The sequence below is a fragment of the Photobacterium sp. R1 genome (genome assembly GCF_054600795.1).
In genome coordinates, this window is record NZ_BAAHZP010000001.1 from 295,384 (window position 1) to 312,389 (window position 17,006).

The 17,006-nt window shown below is 47.9% G+C and carries 18 protein-coding genes; 11 read left to right on the forward strand and 7 right to left on the reverse strand.

Translation table 11 applies throughout. The features are described from left to right. Window positions 1-6: 6 nt before the first annotated feature. A complete protein-coding gene (nagB, locus tag ACYP03_RS01435; protein WP_459778227.1) occupies window positions 7-807 on the reverse strand; it encodes a glucosamine-6-phosphate deaminase in 801 nt (266 codons plus the stop codon). 255 nt (window positions 808-1,062) lie between these two features. On the opposite strand from nagB, the gene nagE reads away from it, so the two are divergent. Continuing rightward, entirely contained in the window at window positions 1,063-2,553 is a 1,491-nt protein-coding gene (nagE, locus tag ACYP03_RS01440) for an N-acetylglucosamine-specific PTS transporter subunit IIBC (protein WP_248143806.1), read from the forward strand. Window positions 2,554-2,721: 168 nt separating this feature from the next. Beyond that, complete coding sequence (gene glnS, locus ACYP03_RS01445; protein ID WP_459778228.1) at window positions 2,722-4,383, forward strand: glutamine--tRNA ligase; 1,662 nt, start codon at window positions 2,722-2,724, stop codon at window positions 4,381-4,383. Window positions 4,384-4,474: 91 nt separating this feature from the next. Here the strand turns inward: glnS and fur are convergent, their stop codons facing one another. Then, the gene (gene fur / locus ACYP03_RS01450; RefSeq protein ID WP_248143808.1) at window positions 4,475-4,924 is read right to left on the reverse strand and encodes a ferric iron uptake transcriptional regulator; all 450 of its coding nucleotides are present in this window, start codon (window positions 4,922-4,924) and stop codon (window positions 4,475-4,477) included. Between the two features lie 202 nt (window positions 4,925-5,126). On the opposite strand from fur, the gene ACYP03_RS01455 reads away from it, so the two are divergent. After that, window positions 5,127-5,642 (forward strand): DUF4442 domain-containing protein, encoded by a 516-nt coding sequence (locus ACYP03_RS01455; protein ID WP_330960661.1) that lies wholly within the window; start codon window positions 5,127-5,129, stop codon window positions 5,640-5,642. Window positions 5,643-5,691: 49 nt separating this feature from the next. Here the strand turns inward: ACYP03_RS01455 and fldA are convergent, their stop codons facing one another. The 3 genes from fldA to ACYP03_RS01470 all read right to left on the reverse strand — a co-directional run bounded on the left by fldA (window position 5,692) and on the right by ACYP03_RS01470 (window position 7,476). Next, complete coding sequence (gene fldA, locus ACYP03_RS01460) at window positions 5,692-6,219, reverse strand: flavodoxin FldA (RefSeq protein WP_036748804.1); 528 nt, start codon at window positions 6,217-6,219, stop codon at window positions 5,692-5,694. 198 nt (window positions 6,220-6,417) lie between these two features. Next, window positions 6,418-6,639: a DUF2788 domain-containing protein gene (locus ACYP03_RS01465; protein ID WP_248143810.1), complete on the reverse strand. Its 222-nt coding sequence runs from the start codon at window positions 6,637-6,639 to the stop codon at window positions 6,418-6,420. Between the two features lie 66 nt (window positions 6,640-6,705). Then, window positions 6,706-7,476, reverse strand: a complete 771-nt coding sequence (locus tag ACYP03_RS01470; protein WP_459778229.1) for an alpha/beta fold hydrolase — start codon at window positions 7,474-7,476, stop codon at window positions 6,706-6,708. Between the two features lie 101 nt (window positions 7,477-7,577). Here ACYP03_RS01470 and seqA point away from each other — a divergent pair, with 101 nt between their 5' ends. Continuing rightward, window positions 7,578-8,126: a replication initiation negative regulator SeqA gene (gene seqA / locus ACYP03_RS01475; RefSeq protein WP_459778230.1), complete on the forward strand. Its 549-nt coding sequence runs from the start codon at window positions 7,578-7,580 to the stop codon at window positions 8,124-8,126. Between the two features lie 42 nt (window positions 8,127-8,168). Further along, window positions 8,169-9,815, forward strand: coding sequence for a phosphoglucomutase (alpha-D-glucose-1,6-bisphosphate-dependent) (gene pgm / locus ACYP03_RS01480; protein WP_459778231.1), 1,647 nt, complete (start codon window positions 8,169-8,171; stop codon window positions 9,813-9,815). 49 nt (window positions 9,816-9,864) lie between these two features. Here the strand turns inward: pgm and ACYP03_RS01485 are convergent, their stop codons facing one another. Then, window positions 9,865-10,707: a DUF1853 family protein gene (locus tag ACYP03_RS01485; RefSeq protein WP_459778232.1), complete on the reverse strand. Its 843-nt coding sequence runs from the start codon at window positions 10,705-10,707 to the stop codon at window positions 9,865-9,867. 125 nt (window positions 10,708-10,832) lie between these two features. On the opposite strand from ACYP03_RS01485, the gene ACYP03_RS01490 reads away from it, so the two are divergent. Next, entirely contained in the window at window positions 10,833-11,039 is a 207-nt protein-coding gene (locus ACYP03_RS01490) for a DUF2517 family protein (protein WP_248143815.1), read from the forward strand. 155 nt (window positions 11,040-11,194) lie between these two features. Next, window positions 11,195-11,953: a Nif3-like dinuclear metal center hexameric protein gene (locus ACYP03_RS01495; protein ID WP_330960657.1), complete on the forward strand. Its 759-nt coding sequence runs from the start codon at window positions 11,195-11,197 to the stop codon at window positions 11,951-11,953. An 80-nt stretch (window positions 11,954-12,033) separates the two neighbouring features. Here ACYP03_RS01495 and ACYP03_RS01500 read toward each other — a convergent pair whose 3' ends face one another. Then, a complete protein-coding gene (locus ACYP03_RS01500; RefSeq protein ID WP_248143817.1) occupies window positions 12,034-13,323 on the reverse strand; it encodes a citrate synthase in 1,290 nt (429 codons plus the stop codon). Between the two features lie 417 nt (window positions 13,324-13,740). Here ACYP03_RS01500 and sdhC point away from each other — a divergent pair, with 417 nt between their 5' ends. From sdhC to ACYP03_RS01520, 4 genes are read left to right on the forward strand one after another with little or no spacing between them, the layout of a single operon-like run. Continuing rightward, complete coding sequence (gene sdhC, locus ACYP03_RS01505; RefSeq protein WP_248143818.1) at window positions 13,741-14,121, forward strand: succinate dehydrogenase cytochrome b556 subunit; 381 nt, start codon at window positions 13,741-13,743, stop codon at window positions 14,119-14,121. Further along, window positions 14,115-14,462 (forward strand): succinate dehydrogenase, hydrophobic membrane anchor protein, encoded by a 348-nt coding sequence (gene sdhD / locus ACYP03_RS01510; protein ID WP_036748814.1) that lies wholly within the window; start codon window positions 14,115-14,117, stop codon window positions 14,460-14,462. The genes sdhC and sdhD overlap by 7 nt, the downstream gene beginning before the upstream one ends. Then, entirely contained in the window at window positions 14,463-16,229 is a 1,767-nt protein-coding gene (gene sdhA, locus ACYP03_RS01515) for a succinate dehydrogenase flavoprotein subunit (protein WP_248143820.1), read from the forward strand. 14 nt (window positions 16,230-16,243) lie between these two features. Further along, entirely contained in the window at window positions 16,244-16,957 is a 714-nt protein-coding gene (locus ACYP03_RS01520) for a succinate dehydrogenase iron-sulfur subunit (protein ID WP_248143821.1), read from the forward strand. The last annotated feature ends 49 nt before the right edge of the window (window positions 16,958-17,006 follow it).

Here is a 17,006-nt window from a genome sequence, read left to right on the forward strand (position 1 = left end):
TATTGATTAAAGGTGTTTGATGTTTTCTGCTTCCAGTTCCTCAAAATAACGAACTGTTTTCACTTTCAGCTCCTGCGTTGCAGGTTCATCACAGACGATCAGAGATTTCGGATGCAGCTGCAAGGCAGAAACCGTCCAGAGGTGGTTTACACAGCCCTCAACAGCGGCTTCAAGTGCCAGAGCCTTGTTATGGCCTGTTACCAGAATCATGACTTCTTCCGCATCCAGCAGAGTACCGACACCGATAGTCAGTGCATACTTGGGTACTTGTTTCATATCGCCATCGAAGAAACGAGAATTAGCAATACGTGTGTCTTCGGTCAGGGTTTTAATCCGGGTACGTGATGCCAGGGAAGACGCTGGTTCATTGAATGCGATATGGCCATCGTTGCCAACACCGCCCATGAACAGATGGATTTTTCCGTAAGATTTAATCTTCTCTTCGTAACGCTTGCACTCTGCTGAGTGGTCATCGGTATTTCCGTTCAACAGGTTTATGTTTTCTTCTTGAATATCAATATGATTGAAGAAGTTGTTATACATGAAACTGCGGTAGGATTCCGGATGGTCAGAAGGCAGGCTAACGTACTCATCCATGTTAAATGTGACCACATGCTTAAAACTTACTTCACCAGCATTATAAAGCTCAATCAGACGCTTGTAGGTTGCCAGAGGCGTACCGCCGGTAGGCAGGCCAAGTACGAAAGGACGATCAGCAGTTGGCTTAAATTTATTAATACGATCAACGATATAACGTGCTGACCACAAACCAACTTCGCGTGCGTTGTTCAGTGGGATAAGTCTCACGGTAACACCTCATTGCTATAAAAGAATACTCGAGAATTTTAGCTTTATATCCGATTTCTTTCGAATGATAAAATAAGTTTTATGACCGGGCTAGCAAAATCGTGTAAACAGCGCAGGTGCTGGTGATTGGGATCACAAATGATAACGTTTTAATTTGCGGGGCGAAATTAAAGGCATAAACTGCAACTAACTTAATCGGGTAACTAAAATAAGTTATCTAAACCGCATCTAAGAAAACCATAGGGGGAACTAAGGGTGAATATTCTTGGATACTTTCAAAAAGTAGGTAAGGCGTTGATGGTGCCAGTCGCCACGCTGCCTGCCGCCGCAATACTCATGGGTATAGGTTACTGGATTGATCCGAACGGCTGGGGTGCCAACAGCGCACTGGCAGCTTTCCTGATCAAAGCCGGCGGCGCGATTATCGAAAACATGTCTGTCCTGTTTGCTGTCGGTGTCGCGTACGGTATGTCAAAAGATAAAGATGGTGCAGCAGCACTTTCTGGCTTCGTTGGCTATCTTGTTGTCACCACTCTTTGTTCTCCAGCGGCCGTTGCTCAGATTCAGGGTATCGACCTAAGTGCTGTTCCTGCGGCATTCGGTAAGATTGAAAACCAGTTCGTCGGTATTCTGGTCGGTATCGTTTCGGCTGAGCTGTATAACCGTTATTCGACGGTTGAACTGCACAAAGCATTGGCTTTCTTTAGCGGTAAGCGTCTGGTTCCTATCCTGACTTCTGTTGCAGGTATTTTCCTGGCATTCGTTCTGATGTACGTCTGGCCACACGTCTATGGCGGTCTGGTTCACTTTGGTGAAGGAATTCAAGGGCTGGGTGATGTTGGTGCGGGTCTGTATGCATTCTTCAACCGTCTGCTGATCCCTGTTGGTCTGCACCACGCACTGAACTCAGTATTCTGGTTCGATGTTGCAGGTATTAATGACCTGCCTAACTTCCTGGGTGGCGCGAAGTCTATTGCTGACGGTGTGGCGGTTCCTGGTCAAACCGGTATTTACATGGGTGGTTTCTTCCCAATTATGATGTTCGGTCTGCCTGGTGCTGCACTGGCGATGTACCATACAGCGAAGCCTGAAAACAAAGAGAAAGTTGCTTCTATCATGATTGCTGCTGCTTTTGCTTCATTCTTTACTGGTGTGACTGAGCCGCTGGAATTTGCCTTCATGTTCCTGGCCCCTGCGCTGTACGTTGTTCACGCAGTTCTGACGGGTATCTCCGTTTATATCGCAGCAAGCATGCAGTGGATTTCCGGTTTCGGTTTCTCTGCAGGTATGGTCGATATGGTTCTGCAATCTAAAAACCCGCTGGCGACACAGTGGTATATGCTGATTGTCCAGGGGCTGGTCTTCTTTGCGATTTACTATGCAGTCTTCCGTTTTGCAATCGTGAAGTTCAATCTGAAGACTCCTGGTCGTGAAGATGCTGATGCCGACGAAGCTATTGGCGCAGGTTCTCAGGAAACCGGTGAGCTGGCGAAACAGTACCTGAAAGCACTGGGTGGTCATGGCAACCTGGAAAACATTGATGCTTGTATTACTCGTCTGCGTCTGACACTGAAAGACAGCAGTCTGGCTGACGAGAAAACACTGAAAGCACTGGGTGCCATGGGTGTTGTGAAACTGGGTTCAAACAACCTGCAGGTAATTCTTGGCCCACTGGCCGAAATCGTTGCGGGTGAGATGAAGAAGATCCCGGCATCAGAAGACCTGTCTGCGGTAAAACTGCCGTAACTGACAGCTCATCTGAGCTAAAAATCGAGTGAAAAGTGAGGCCGGCCCAAATGGGCCGGTTTTTTTTCGCTCTGATCATGAATCAATGCATACTAATTGTTGAGTCATGGCCTGTATTTGTGGATCATTACAGGTTTGAAGATCCTGTTAGCACACGAGGTGTTATTGATGAGTGAATCTGAAGCTCGTCCAAGCAATTTTATCCGCCAAATTATCGATGCGGATTTAGCCAGTGGTAAGCACACCAGCGTCCACACACGTTTTCCGCCTGAACCGAATGGCTATTTGCATATTGGTCACGCAAAGTCTATCTGTCTGAACTTTGGTATTGCTCAGGATTACCAGGGACAATGTAATCTGCGTTTTGATGACACGAACCCGGAAAAAGAAGACATTGAATACGTAGAGTCAATCAAGAAGGACGTAAACTGGCTGGGCTTTGAGTGGAGCGGTGAGATTTGTTACTCATCTAACTACTTTGATCAGCTTTATGCATATGCTCTTGAGCTGATTCAGAAAGGGTTGGCTTACGTTGATGAGCTGACGCCAGAGCAGATGCGTGAATATCGCGGTACTCTGACTGAGCCGGGTAAGGAAAGCCCATACCGTGATCGCCCGGTTGAAGAAAACCTGGCTCTGTTTGAGAAAATGAAAAACGGCGAAGTTGAAGAAGGAAAAATGTCGCTTCGTGCCAAGATTGATATGGCTTCACCGTTTATGGTGATGCGTGATCCTGTGCTGTACCGTGTTCGTTTTGCAACGCACCATCAGACCGGTGACAAATGGTGCATCTATCCGATGTACGATTTCACGCACTGTATCTCTGATGCGCTGGAAAACATTACACATTCACTGTGTACGCTGGAATTTCAGGATAACCGTCGTCTGTATGACTGGGTGCTGGATAACATCACAATCGATAGTCGTCCACGTCAGTACGAATTCAGCCGTCTGAATCTTGAATATACAGTGATGTCGAAGCGTAAGCTGAACCAGCTGGTGACAGAGAATCTGGTTTCGGGTTGGGATGACCCGCGTATGCCAACAATCTCTGGCTTACGTCGCCGTGGTTTCACGTCAGCTTCGATTCGTGAGTTCTGTAAGCGCATTGGTGTGACCAAGCAGGAAAACACCATTGAAATGAGCTCTCTGGAATCCTGTATTCGTGATGATCTGAACGAGAATGCACCGCGTGCGATGGCTGTTCTGGATCCAGTGAAACTGGTGATTGAAAACTTCGGTGACACTGAAACCCTGAAAATTGGTAATCACCCGAATAAACCAGAAATGGGCGAGCGCGATGTACCATTCAGTCGTGAATTGTATATCGAGCGTGAAGACTTCCGCGAAGAAGCCAACAAGAAGTATAAGCGCCTGGTACTGGGTAAAGAGGTGCGTCTGCGTGGCGCTTATGTGATTAAAGCTGAGCGTGTTGAAAAAGACGCTGAAGGTAATATCACCACAATCTTCTGTAGCTACGACCCTGAGACTCTGGGTAAGAATCCGGAAGATGGCCGTAAAGTGAAAGGCGTCATCCACTGGGTCTCGGCTGAGCAGGCAGTACCGGCTGAGATTCGTCTGTATGATCGTCTGTTCAATGTGCCAAATCCTGGTGCTGCAGATGATTTCGCATTGACAATTAATCCAGAGTCACTGGTTGTGATGAAGGGCTTTGTTGAGCCAAGTCTGGCAGAGGCCAAACCTGAGTATGCTTTCCAGTTTGAGCGGATGGGCTATTTCTGTGCGGATAACAAAGATTCGTCTTCGGCGCATTTGGTGTTTAACCGTACAGTGGGTCTGCGTGATTCCTGGGCGAAGATTGCTGAATGATGATCTTCAGGCTGGCTTCTATGTCAGCCTGAATCTGAGCGAAACAAAAAACCAGCCGAAGGGCTGGTTTTTTTATGAGGTTGAAAGATGGTTATTTTTTCTCGTCGTGCAGACTTTCATCTTTGTTGCAATCACCTGCAGTACAATGGCCGTACAGATATAAACTGTGGTTTGTCAGGCGGATGTTGTAGCTTTCAGCAATCTGCTTTTGTCGTTCTTCAATCAGATCATCTGAAAATTCAATGACTTTTCCGCAATCAAGACACACAAGGTGATCGTGGTGATGCTGGGTAGAAAGTTCAAAAACTGACTTTCCGCCTTCAAAATGGTGTCGAGTGACAATGCCTGCATCGTCAAACTGGTTCAGAACACGGTAAACAGTGGCCAGGCCAATCTCTTCACCAATATCGATCAACTTTTTGTACAAATCTTCAGCACTGATGTGTTGACACTCAGGATCCTGAAGTACTTCCAAAATTTTCAGGCGCGGAAGTGTGACTTTTAGACCTGCTTGTTTAAGTGCTTGGTTGTTATCTGACATTCGAGTTTCCTTTGGCTAGCCGTAACAATGAAAATGGAGGTTACGGTAGTCTTTCGCATATCTGTTCATTATAAGTGACGACAGCACAACAATAAACCTTAATGCTGAATGGGTCTAGGAAAGTTGTGACTTTAATTCGCCTGATATAAATGTTAAAAAAACGTACTATACTCATCGTACCAGATCATAGGGAAGTGAAGGCGTGTACAAGTTTTATAAGCCTGGCATTGTAAAATTTGCCTTGAATATCTGGCCGCCATTTTGGGGGGCCGGCATTCGGATTCGACGGATCAGTGAGGATTTTCGCCATGTAGAAATCTGCCTGAAGTTAAGATGGTGGAATAAGAATGCAAACCGGACGCAATATGGCGGCAGTATTTTTTCGCTGACGGATCCAGTCTATGCGCTGATGCTGATGGGAATTCTCGGGAAAGAATACTTTGTCTGGGATAAACAGGCAGAAGTGAATTTTCTGAAGCCGGGTCAGACCGATTTAACGGCTGTTTTTACGATTTCAGACCAGTATGTTGATGAAATCAGACGTTCGACAGCATCGGGTGATAAGTTTTTTCCTGAATTTGTTGTGCATGTCATGGATGCAAAAGGAGAGGTTGTTGCTCAGGTGAAACGCGTGCTTTATGTGAGAAAAAAACCGCAGTACCGGGAAACTGATTCTGATGAGCAGCAAAATCAAAGCGAAGCTTTGGTAAATGAATGAAAAAAAACGCGCGAAAGCGCGTTTTTTTAAAGTTGTAGAGGGATGTCGCTTAGTCAGCTAGTTCAGCTAGACACATTTCTTCGTAGATTTGTTTCACCCACTTTTCAACACGCTCATCCGTCAGTTCTGGTTGACGATCTTCATCAATGCACAGACCGACAAAGTGGCTGTCGTCTACCAGCGCTTTTGAGGCTTCAAATTCGTAGCCTTCAGTCGGGAAATGACCCACGATCACGGCACCACGCCCTTCAACGATATCACGGACTGTACCCATGGCATCACAGAAGTACTCGGCGTAATCTTCCTGATCACCACAGCCAAAAATTGCGACCAGTTTGTTCTCGAAATCGATGCCTTCCAGTTCAGGGAAGAAGTCATCCCAGTCACATTGAGCTTCACCGTAGTACCAGGTCGGGATGCCCAGCAGCAGCAGGTCGAAGTTTTCAATATCTTCTTTGCTGCTCTTAGCAATGTCTTTGACTTCAACCAGATTTTTACCCAGTTGCTTTTGGATCATTTTAGCGACGGCTTCTGTGTTACCTGTGTCGCTACCAAAGAAGAGTCCTACACTCGCCATAGTAGAGATTACCCGTGTTTAAGTTGTTGGCCGCCAGCTATGGCTAACGGCATCAGAAAATGAACAGGCTGTCGGTCACTCTGGTGCTGATACGCGCCTGAAAGTATTCGTTGCAGCGATCGTGGTGTCGGCTGTTGTGAAAACCTTAAGATTGCCCTTTGGGTTTGCTTGAGCTGAAAAAAGCCGAAACCTCAGGTTTTAACCGATGCCAACGCCTTCCATTGTGAATTGAATCACGCCTTTAGATATGAATCCGAAGCACCCTAAGAACAAGACCAGCCAGACGATTTTACGACCAAACGGAGGCACATTGCCTTGCTTGAGGACATCTTTGATTGCCATACCAATGAAAAAGAAGATAGTAGCGAACAAGAAATCCAGTCCAACTGATTCCAGCAGGTCCATGTGCTCGTATAACATCTGTTTCTCCTTCGCAAGTTTCATCCTTGCATCCGGCGCGCACTATAGCATAGTGTGCCGGATGTGTTAATTCTTAAGGCCTTGTAAAAAGTTCAGAATGATACGGTTCACGGTTTCTGGTTTTTCTGCATGCAGCCAGTGGCCTGTATTCGCAACCATGTGAGCTTTGGCATTCGGGAACTGACCCATAATGGCTTCTCTGTGTTCAGGCTGAATGTATTCGGAGTTCTGTCCTTTGATAAACAGCGTCGGACCCGTGAATGGTGAAATCGTTTCCCAGCCCATGATTGTACTGTAATTGGCAATCAGAGCCTCAACATGGAAGCGCCAGCGGAAGCCCTCATCAGTTTTATAAAGTGATTTCAGCAAAAACTGCCGGACACCAGCTTCTTCAACATGCAATGCAAGGTAGTGTTCAGCATCTTTGCGGCTGGTCACGGTCTGATTGTTCACGGCTTGCAAACCGGCGAAGACGTTTTCATGACGGTGTACATGATAAGCGACAGGTGCCATATCCAGTACAATCAGACTTTTGATGCGTTCCGCAGCCAGCGCTGCCATTGTCATTGCGACTTTTCCGCCCATGGAATGGCCGATGACAGTGAAATTTTCAATATCCAGTTGATTCAGTACGTCAAGAACATCCTGTGCCATCTCCTGGTAAGTAAGGTACTCACTATGAGGGGAGCGCCCATGATTACGAAGGTCAACACTGATGACCTGGCAGGTATCTTTCAGTGAACGGGCCAGAATGCCAAGATTATCTGCGCTGCCAAAAAGGCCATGGATGAGCACGACAGTCTGGCCTTGCCCCTGAATTTGATAATGAAGATTCACAGACTATTTCTCTTGTAGTTAACGCTTTGGCGTAGAGTATACCTTCGCTTCACGTTATAATCTCCCGGTGATTTTTTAACGGAACGATAATGAACACTACGATGAAAACTATTGAGGTTGACGAAGAGCTATATCGTTATATTGCCAGCCAGACCCGGCACATCGGTGAAAGTGCGTCAGATATTCTGCGTCGGTTACTGAAGGTGGATGAAGCACAGCATCATCAACCGGTCATGCCAGTCCGCCCAAAGGCAGCACAAGCGATTGTTGTCAGCAAAGATGCTGGCAATCTGCCGCAGTCTGAAGACAGAGTGAAAGCGATGCGCTCTTTGCTGATTTCAGACGAATTTGCCGGCCAGGAAAAAGCGATTGGTCGTTTCATGCTGGTGCTTTCGACACTCTATCGTCTCGATTCTCAGGCTTTCACCGACGCCACAGAAATCAAAGGTCGTACTCGCGTTTATTTCGCTGATAGTGAAGAAAAACTATTGAACAGCGGTAAAACGACCAAACCGAAAGCCATTCCTGACACACCATTCTGGGTGATCACCAATACGAATACTGATCGTAAACGTCAGATGATTGAGCAGCTGATGCAAAAAATGCAGTTTACTCAGGACATCATCGACAAAGTTTGCGGTGAAATTTAACCGCTGCTGATACAGCAAAAAACTCGTACAAGGGATATGTTCATGGCGATTCATCCTCGTGCCGGGCAGCGCGCCCGGCAAGAAGACATGCATAACATTCCGGCCCTGGTGGCCAATTATTTTTTGATTGAACCGGATGCATCTGAACCGTCTCAGCGGGTCGCATTTGGAACTTCAGGCCATCGCGGCAGTGCTGACAAAGGTACATTTAACCAGTTTCACATTTGGGCGATTGCTCAGGCTGTGGCTGATGTACGCCGGGAGCAGGGGATCACGGGTCCGCTGTTTTTGGGGAAAGATACGCATGCTTTATCTGAGCCCGCATTTCTTTCTGCTCTGGAAGTACTGGTTGCCAATGATGTCAAAGTCATTGTCCAGATGAAACAAGGCTATACGCCAACTCCAGGGATATCGCATGCCATTCTGACTTATAACCGCCAACATGCGGATAAAGCGGATGGGATTGTGATCACACCTTCGCACAACCCACCACAGGATGGCGGGATTAAGTACAATCCTCCTCATGGCGGTCCTGCCGAAGGTGCGCTTACGACTGCGATTGAAAATCGCGCAAATCAGCTGATTGCTGATGGCCTGGTTGGCGTGAAGCGTATTCCTGTTTCTGAAGCCCTGTTAAGTGAATTCGTCTCTGAGCAGGATCTGGTAGCACCTTATGTGGCTGATCTCATCCATGTCATTGATATGGCTGCCATTCAACAGGCGAACCTGAAACTTGCTGTGGACCCGCTCGGGGGTTCCGGAATTGAGTATTGGCGTGCCATTGGTAGCCACTACAATCTGGACCTGACGCTGGTGGATGAATCGATTGATCCGGCGTTCCGGTTTATGAGCCTGGATAAAGACGGTGTCGTTCGCATGGACTGCTCGTCTCCTTATGCGATGGCGGGCCTGCTTGCCCATAAGGACGATTATGATCTGGCATTTGGAAACGATCCTGATTTTGACCGCCACGGCATCGTGACACCGGCAGGACTGATGAATCCGAACCATTTCCTGGCTGTGTGTATTGATTATCTTTATCGCCACCGTCCGGAATGGAAAGCGACGGTTGCTGTTGGTAAAACACTGGTTTCCAGTGCCATCATTGATCGGGTCGTCGCTGATTTAGGCCGTGAATTGTGTGAGGTCCCTGTAGGCTTCAAATGGTTTGTTGATGGCTTGTACAGCGGTGAGCTGGGCTTTGGTGGTGAAGAAAGTGCGGGAGCGTCTTTCCTGCGCAAGGATGGAACACCTTGGTCAACGGATAAAGACGGCATTCTGCTTTGTTTGCTGGCGGCTGAGATCACCGCGGTGACAGGCATGAATCCGCAGCAATATTACCAGGCCTTGACCGAGAAACATGGTGAATGTTGCTACAGCCGCTTGCAGGCAGTTGCAAACGGCGAACAGAAAGCTGTGTTGAGTAAACTGTCGCCGGAAATGGTGAAAGCAGAAATGCTGGCAGGTGATGAGATTACTGCTCGCCTGACGCATGCGCCTGGAAATGGTGCTGCGATTGGCGGACTGAAAATTACCACCAAGAACGGTTGGTTTACGGCGCGTCCGTCGGGAACAGAAGAAATCTATAAGATTTATTGCGAAAGTTTCAAAGGTGAGGCGCATTTGCGCCAGATTGAAGCGGAAGCGCAGGAAATTGTCAGTACAGTTTTTGCTGACGCTGGTCTGTAGTGTCCCGGTGAAGTGTGTCTATGAAACCCGCAGATGACTGCGGGTTTTTTTATGGTTTTCTGACAGGATTTAAAGCTGCGCTGCGGTGTTTATCCCGGTTATGCAGTGGCCAGTGGTCGGGCACAATGAACCAGACGCGATTGCACGCATCGATACCCTGAGTGGGAACGGTGATCGTACTTATATCCATTTCAAGCTTTGTTGGAACATAGGCCGGCGGCGTCAGCCATTCACGTTTGGACAGTGTTCTCAAGGAGAGCGTGTCTGCCTGTGATTGGAAACACCATAAGCCTTTATTAACGCAGGGGTTAATGGATAAGCCGGAACCTGATTCTTCATGCCGAAAGTGGTCAAAGAGCCTTCCCTGCACAATCAGACGCTGGCACACCGGCTGTCCCAGCGTTTCTGCATATTGGGTCTGATAGGCTTGATGACTTGTCATAGCCAGTTGATGATCAACCATTCGGTTGATTTTTCGGTCCAGGTTGTCTGCTGAGTTTGGCCCTAACCAGCGATTTTGGTGAGCCAGATAAAATTTGATGGCCACTTCCCAGTGTTCCAGTTGATTCATGGACTTGTTGAAAACCAGAAAATCAATTGCGCCAAGTGTACGCTTGTCTTCATGAAGCTGCAGTTCTTCAGCGACCAGTTCGAAATCAGGATGGTGGATGATCAACTGTTGCCAAAGCCACTGATAATAAAAGCCAAGCCGCTGGTTCCCCTCATAGCTCACATGTGCCGGAATGACTGCCCGTTTTCTGAAATGAGCGAGCCAGGCATCATCAACCTGATGGCTGATGTCCTGGGTCAGGACAGGAATGGTCAGGACACTCTGAAAATCTCTGTCGTGAACATTGCGTTCTTTTCTTTCACTTTTTATGAAATTTGTCATCAATATTTGTCTGAATTCGATTGTTTACCAGTTTTTAACAAGAATAAAACAAAATAAAAGTAGTAAAATTTCAAAAACGCGCTACAGTGTAGAGGTATGACCAGTTAGCAAATCAGGAGGCAATGATGTTTACACCTTTATCAACTCAACAAATTATCCTGCGCCGGACTTTTGTTGTGATCGCGGGCGTGCTGAGCTTTCCGATTTTGATGCTGATGCCGACCTCTATCAAGTCACGTGTTTACAGTTATCTGCATAAGGTCTGGCTGAAAACCAGCACAAAACCTGTCTGGCTGAAGCAGTCAGAGCATGGTGTTCAGGAACTTTACTAAGCATACCAGCATACTGGTGTTGCTGTTGAAATGCTGCCATCGGCAGCATTTTTTATGACAAATGGGCAATAAGACCCAGTCCCGAGCTCGTTCTGACTGGTTCTCTCCTTGCTGAGTTGGTTAAAATAAATGTATCAGCTCTGAAGGAAGCACGCATGAACAACCTTAAACTCGAATCAATTCTGAATACTTTACTAAGCCCGCATTTGATCAGGGATTACTGTCCTAATGGTTTACAGGTTGAAGGGAAAAGTGAAGTTCAAACCATTGTCGCTGGTGTGACAGCTTGTCAGGCTTTAATTGATCGCGCTATCGAGATGAAAGCGGATGCATTGTTGGTTCACCACGGATACTTCTGGAAAAATGAACCGGCAGAAATTCGTGGCATGAAATACCGTCGCATCAAAGCGCTGATTGAAAATGGGATTAACCTGTATGCCTACCACTTGCCTCTGGATGTCCATCAGGAGTTAGGGAATAACGCCCAGCTGGCTGAGCTGCTTGGAATCAAGCATTTAGGTGGCATGGAGCCGGGTAATCCCCATCCTGTAGCTGTTTATGGGGAGTTTCCGACACCGCTTACCGGTGAACAGCTGGCGACCCGGATTGAGAAAGCATTACACAGGAAACCGCTCCACATCGGAGAAGGTGGGGCCGCCGAGATTAAGACGGTTGGCTGGTGCACCGGCGGGGGTCAGGACTTCATTGATCAGGCGGTTTCATTAGGGCTGGATGCTTATATTACCGGCGAAGTTTCTGAACGGACTGTCCATACAGCCCGGGAGCAGGGTATTCATTTCTACAGTGCCGGCCACCACGCCACTGAACGTTATGGCGTTGAAGCGTTGGGCGAGTGGTTAGCTGACGAACATCACCTGGATGTCACATTTATTGATATCGATAATCCGGTATAAGTTCGCAGGCTGAGGTTGAAGAAATAAAAAAGGTTGAGCAGAAGCTCAACCTTTTCTTTTCACAGCGTATATTTACTGTATTACTCACGCTCATGCAGCGGTTGGAAATCTCGCTGCTGATGACCAGTGTACAGCTGACGCGGACGACCGATACGGTTGTTCGGATCACTGTGCATTTCGTTCCAGTGTGCAATCCAGCCAATGGTACGGGACATTGCAAAGATCACTGTGAACATAGAGATAGGAATCCCAATGGCTTTCAGAATGATGCCAGAGTAGAAGTCTACGTTCGGATACAGTTTCTTATCAATGAAGTACTCATCAGACAGTGCAATACGCTCAAGCTCCATCGCGACATCCAGCAGTGGATCATCGATCTTCAGCTCTTGCAGTACCTCATGACATGCTTCACGCATGACGGTTGCACGCGGGTCATAGTTCTTGTAGACACGGTGACCGAAGCCCATCAGACGGAATGGGTCGTCTTTATCCTTCGCACGTTCGATATACTCTGGGATATTTTCAACACTGCCGATCTCTTCCAGCATCCGCAGACATGCTTCATTTGCACCACCATGCGCCGGGCCCCACAGAGAAGCGATACCAGCAGCAATACATGCAAACGGGTTTGCACCCGAAGAACCTGCCAGACGAACGGTTGACGTTGAGGCATTTTGCTCGTGGTCAGCATGCAGAGTGAAGATCTTGTCCATCGCTTTCGCTACAACCGGGCTGACTTCATATTCTTCACATGGTGTTGCGAACATCATGTGTAAGAAGTTTTCCGCGTAGTCCAGATCGTTGCGAGGGTAGATGAACGGCTGACCAATTGAGTACTTGTAACACATGGACGCCAGAGTTGGCATTTTAGACAGCAGGCGGAATGCAGTAATTTCGCGGTGCTCGTCGTTATTAATGTCCAGTGAATCGTGGTAGAAAGCTGCAAGTGCACCAACAACACCACACATCACGGCCATTGGGTGAGCATCACGGCGGAAGCCATGGAAGAAGCTTGCAATTTGCTCATGAACCATCGTGTGGCGGGTCACGGTTTTACGGAATTGCTCGTATTCGGCGCGGGTAGGAACTTCGCCGTACAGCAAGATGTAACAGACTTCTAAATAATCAGCGTTATTAGCCAATTGGTCGATCGGATAGCCACGGTGAAGCAGCACACCTTTCGCACCGTCAATGTACGTAATTTGAGATTCACATGATGCAGTAGCTAAGAAACCAGGGTCGAAGGTAAAGTAGCCAGATGCACCGAGTTTACGCACATCCAGTACTTCCGGACCTAGTGAGCCCCCGAGAATCGGCAGTTCGACCGGTGCTTTCCCTTCAATATGAAGAGTAGCTTTCTTGTCTGCCATAACAATCTCCTTTGTTATTTTATAATCCTCATCCGAAATCGGATGTGCCGTCTTTGTACAGCTCGGATATGTTGTTGTCAATTCCTCTTCATGGGAGTGTGCGCTTGTTAATAACTTTAAGTAAAAGCGGGCGTATATCTCAAACCGTGTTAGAGGTCATGTAACAGGGTTTGTAATTGATTGTTGCGAGGCGTATACTCGGCGGCAGGTCTCTGGTTCTGCCATCGCCAGAAACAATGATAAAGTTATTAGTAATATTAGCGACTTAAGCTGAAACGACTTTTGCTTTGCTGTACATAGACTTGTGCTAATTAAGTGTAGCGCAGTTGTTGTGCCTTTGTTGCGCTGTTTTGGCGTACGCATGCCGGAGGTTTTATAAAAATAAAACGCTTCTATGGAGCTGAGTGGGCAAAGACCGTGAAAGTTAATAAGACAAGACCTGTCAACCTCGACCTACAGACGATTCGCTTTCCGCTGACAGCGATCTCGTCTATCCTGCACCGTGTATCGGGCGTGATCACTTTTATTTCCCTTGCCATCCTGCTATGGCTGCTAAACCTCTCTTTATCTTCTCCTCAGGGATTTGCGGAAGCCGCTGAAATTGTCGACAGCTTCTTCGTCAAATTCGTCCTTTGGGGTGTGCTGACAGCACTGTTCTACCACATTGTGCTGGGCGTGCGTCACCTCATCATGGATATGGGATATTTTGAAGAGCTTGAATCAGGGACCACGAGTGCGAAAATCAGTTTTGCAATTGTGGCGGTTCTGGCCGTATTTGCAGGAGGCCTGGTATGGTAAGCAACGTTTCTACTGTCGGACGTAATGGTGTTCACGACTTTATCCTTGTTCGTGCAACTGCGATTATCCTCACTCTTTACACCATTTATATGGTGTGCTTTTTCGCTTTTGGCCCTGAGCTGAACTATGAAACCTGGACGGCGTTCTTTTCACAACTGAGCACCAAAGTCTTCACGATGCTGGCTCTGGTATCTGTGTTGATTCACGGTTGGATCGGTATGTGGCAAGTGCTGACAGACTACATTAAACCTGCGCTGCTGCGTGCTGGTCTGCTGCTCGCGATTGTCGCTGTGCTATTTGGTTATCTGTTTTCTGGTTTCTTTATTTTGTGGGGTGCGTAAGTGAGCATTGCAGTTCGAGAGTTTGATGCCGTAGTAATCGGTGCTGGTGGTGCAGGCATGCGTGCAGCACTACAAATTTCTGAGCAGGGCCTGAAATGTGCGCTGCTTTCTAAAGTATTCCCAACCCGTTCTCATACCGTATCTGCGCAGGGTGGTATCACCGTTGCGCTGGGTAACTCCCATCCGGATAACTGGGAATGGCATATGTATGATACCGTGAAAGGTTCTGATTACATCGGTGACCAGAACGCGATCGAGTACATGTGTAAGAATGGTCCTCAATCTGTGATTGAGCTGGAGAAAATGGGATTACCTTTCTCCCGTTTTGACAATGGCCGTATTTATCAGCGTCCATTCGGTGGTCAGTCGAAAGAGTTCGGCGGCGAGCAGGCTGCACGTACAGCTGCAGCGGCTGACCGTACCGGCCACGCATTGCTGCATACGCTGTATCAGCAAAACATTAAGCATAAAACAACCATTTTCTCTGAGTGGTATGCCCTGGATCTGGTGAAAAACCAAGATGGCGCAATCCTGGGTTGTACAGCTCTGTGCATGGAAACCGGCGAGATTTGTTATTTCAAATCGAAAGCGACAATTCTGGCAACTGGTGGTGCAGGCCGTATCTACCAGTCAACGACGAACGCGCATATTAACACCGGTGATGGCGTGGGTATGGCACTGCGTGCAGGTGTTCCTGTTCAGGACATTGAAATGTGGCAGTTCCACCCAACCGGTATTGCAGGCGCTGGTGTTCTGGTGACTGAAGGTTGTCGTGGTGAAGGTGGTTATCTTCTGAATAAAGACGGTGAGCGCTTCATGGAGCGTTATGCACCGAATGCGAAAGATCTGGCGGGTCGTGACGTGGTGGCACGTTCGATGATGGTTGAGATCCGTGAAGGTCGCGGTTGTGATGGTCCATGGGGCCCGCATATTAAACTGAAACTGGATCATCTGGGTAAAGATGTTCTGGAATCTCGTCTGCCGGGTATCCTGGAACTGTCCCGTACCTTCGCACACGTTGACCCTGTGAAAGAGCCGATTCCGGTCATTCCAACCTGTCACTACATGATGGGCGGTGTACCGACTCAGGTTTCCGGTCAGGCAATCAAGCAAGATGCAAACGGCCAGGATGTTGAAGTTCAGGGTCTGTTCGCCTGTGGTGAAATTGCATCGGTATCTGTACACGGTGCTAACCGTCTGGGTGGTAACTCCCTGCTTGATCTAGTGGTCTTCGGCCGTGCAACTGGTTTGCACCTGGGTGAAACACTGGCGGCACAAGCGGAAGCACGTCCGGCAACTGAATCTGACATCGAAGCTTCTCTGTCACGTCTGAATCGTTGGAACAACACTCAGAAAGGTGAAGATCCAGTTCAGATCCGTAAAGATCTGCAATCTTGCATGCAAAACAACTTCTCGGTCTTCCGTGAAGGTGCAGCAATGGCCGAAGGCCTGAACCAGCTGAAAGAAATCCGTGAGCGTCTGAAAGAAGCGCGTCTGGATGATACGTCTTCTGAGTTCAATACACAGCGTATCGAGTGTCTGGAGCTGGATAACCTGATGGAAACCGCTTACGCGACGGCTGTTGCAGCGAATTACCGTACTGAAAGTCGTGGTGCTCATGCACGTTTCGACTTCCCTGAGCGTGATGATGCGAACTGGCTGTGTCACTCAATTTACAACCCTGAGACTGAGCAAATGTCTAAGCGTGACGTAAATATGACCCCGGTTCATCGTGAAGCATTTCCGCCGAAAGCGCGGACATACTAAGGGAGGTAAACAACATGAAACTGAATTTCTCTATTTACCGTTATAACCCTGACGTAGATAACGCGCCACATATGAAAGGGTACACGCTGGAAGTGCCTGAAGGTTCCGACATGATGGTACTGGATGCGCTGATTCTGCTGAAAGAGCAGGATCCGACACTGGCATTCCGCCGTTCTTGCCGTGAAGGTGTTTGTGGTTCTGACGGTATCAATATGAACGGTAAAAACGGACTGGCTTGTATCACGCCGTTGTCAGCATTGACAGACAAGAAAACAATTGTCATTCGTCCGCTGCCGGGTCTGCCTGTCATTCGTGACCTGATCATTGATATGGACCAGTTCTATACCAACTATGCCAAGGTGAAGCCGTTCCTGATTAATGAAAGCGAGCATCCGCCAGCACGGGAAAACCTGCAATCGCCGGAAGAACGTGCGCATCTGGATGGTCTGTATGAGTGCATCATGTGTGCTTGCTGCTCGACATCGTGCCCGTCTTTCTGGTGGAACCCGGATAAATTCATCGGTCCGGCTGGTCTTCTGGCAGCTTACCGCTGGCTGATTGACAGCCGTGATACGGCGACTGAAGAGCGTTTGTCTGATCTGGATGACGCATTCAGTGTATTCCGTTGTCACAGCATCATGAACTGTGTCAGCGTTTGTCCGAAAGGACTTAATCCGACGAAAGCGATTGGTAACATCCGTTCGATGCTGCTGAAGCGCGCGGTGTAATTCAAAAGAATTATCGATATGCCAGCTGAGTTTCAGCTGGCTTTTCAGC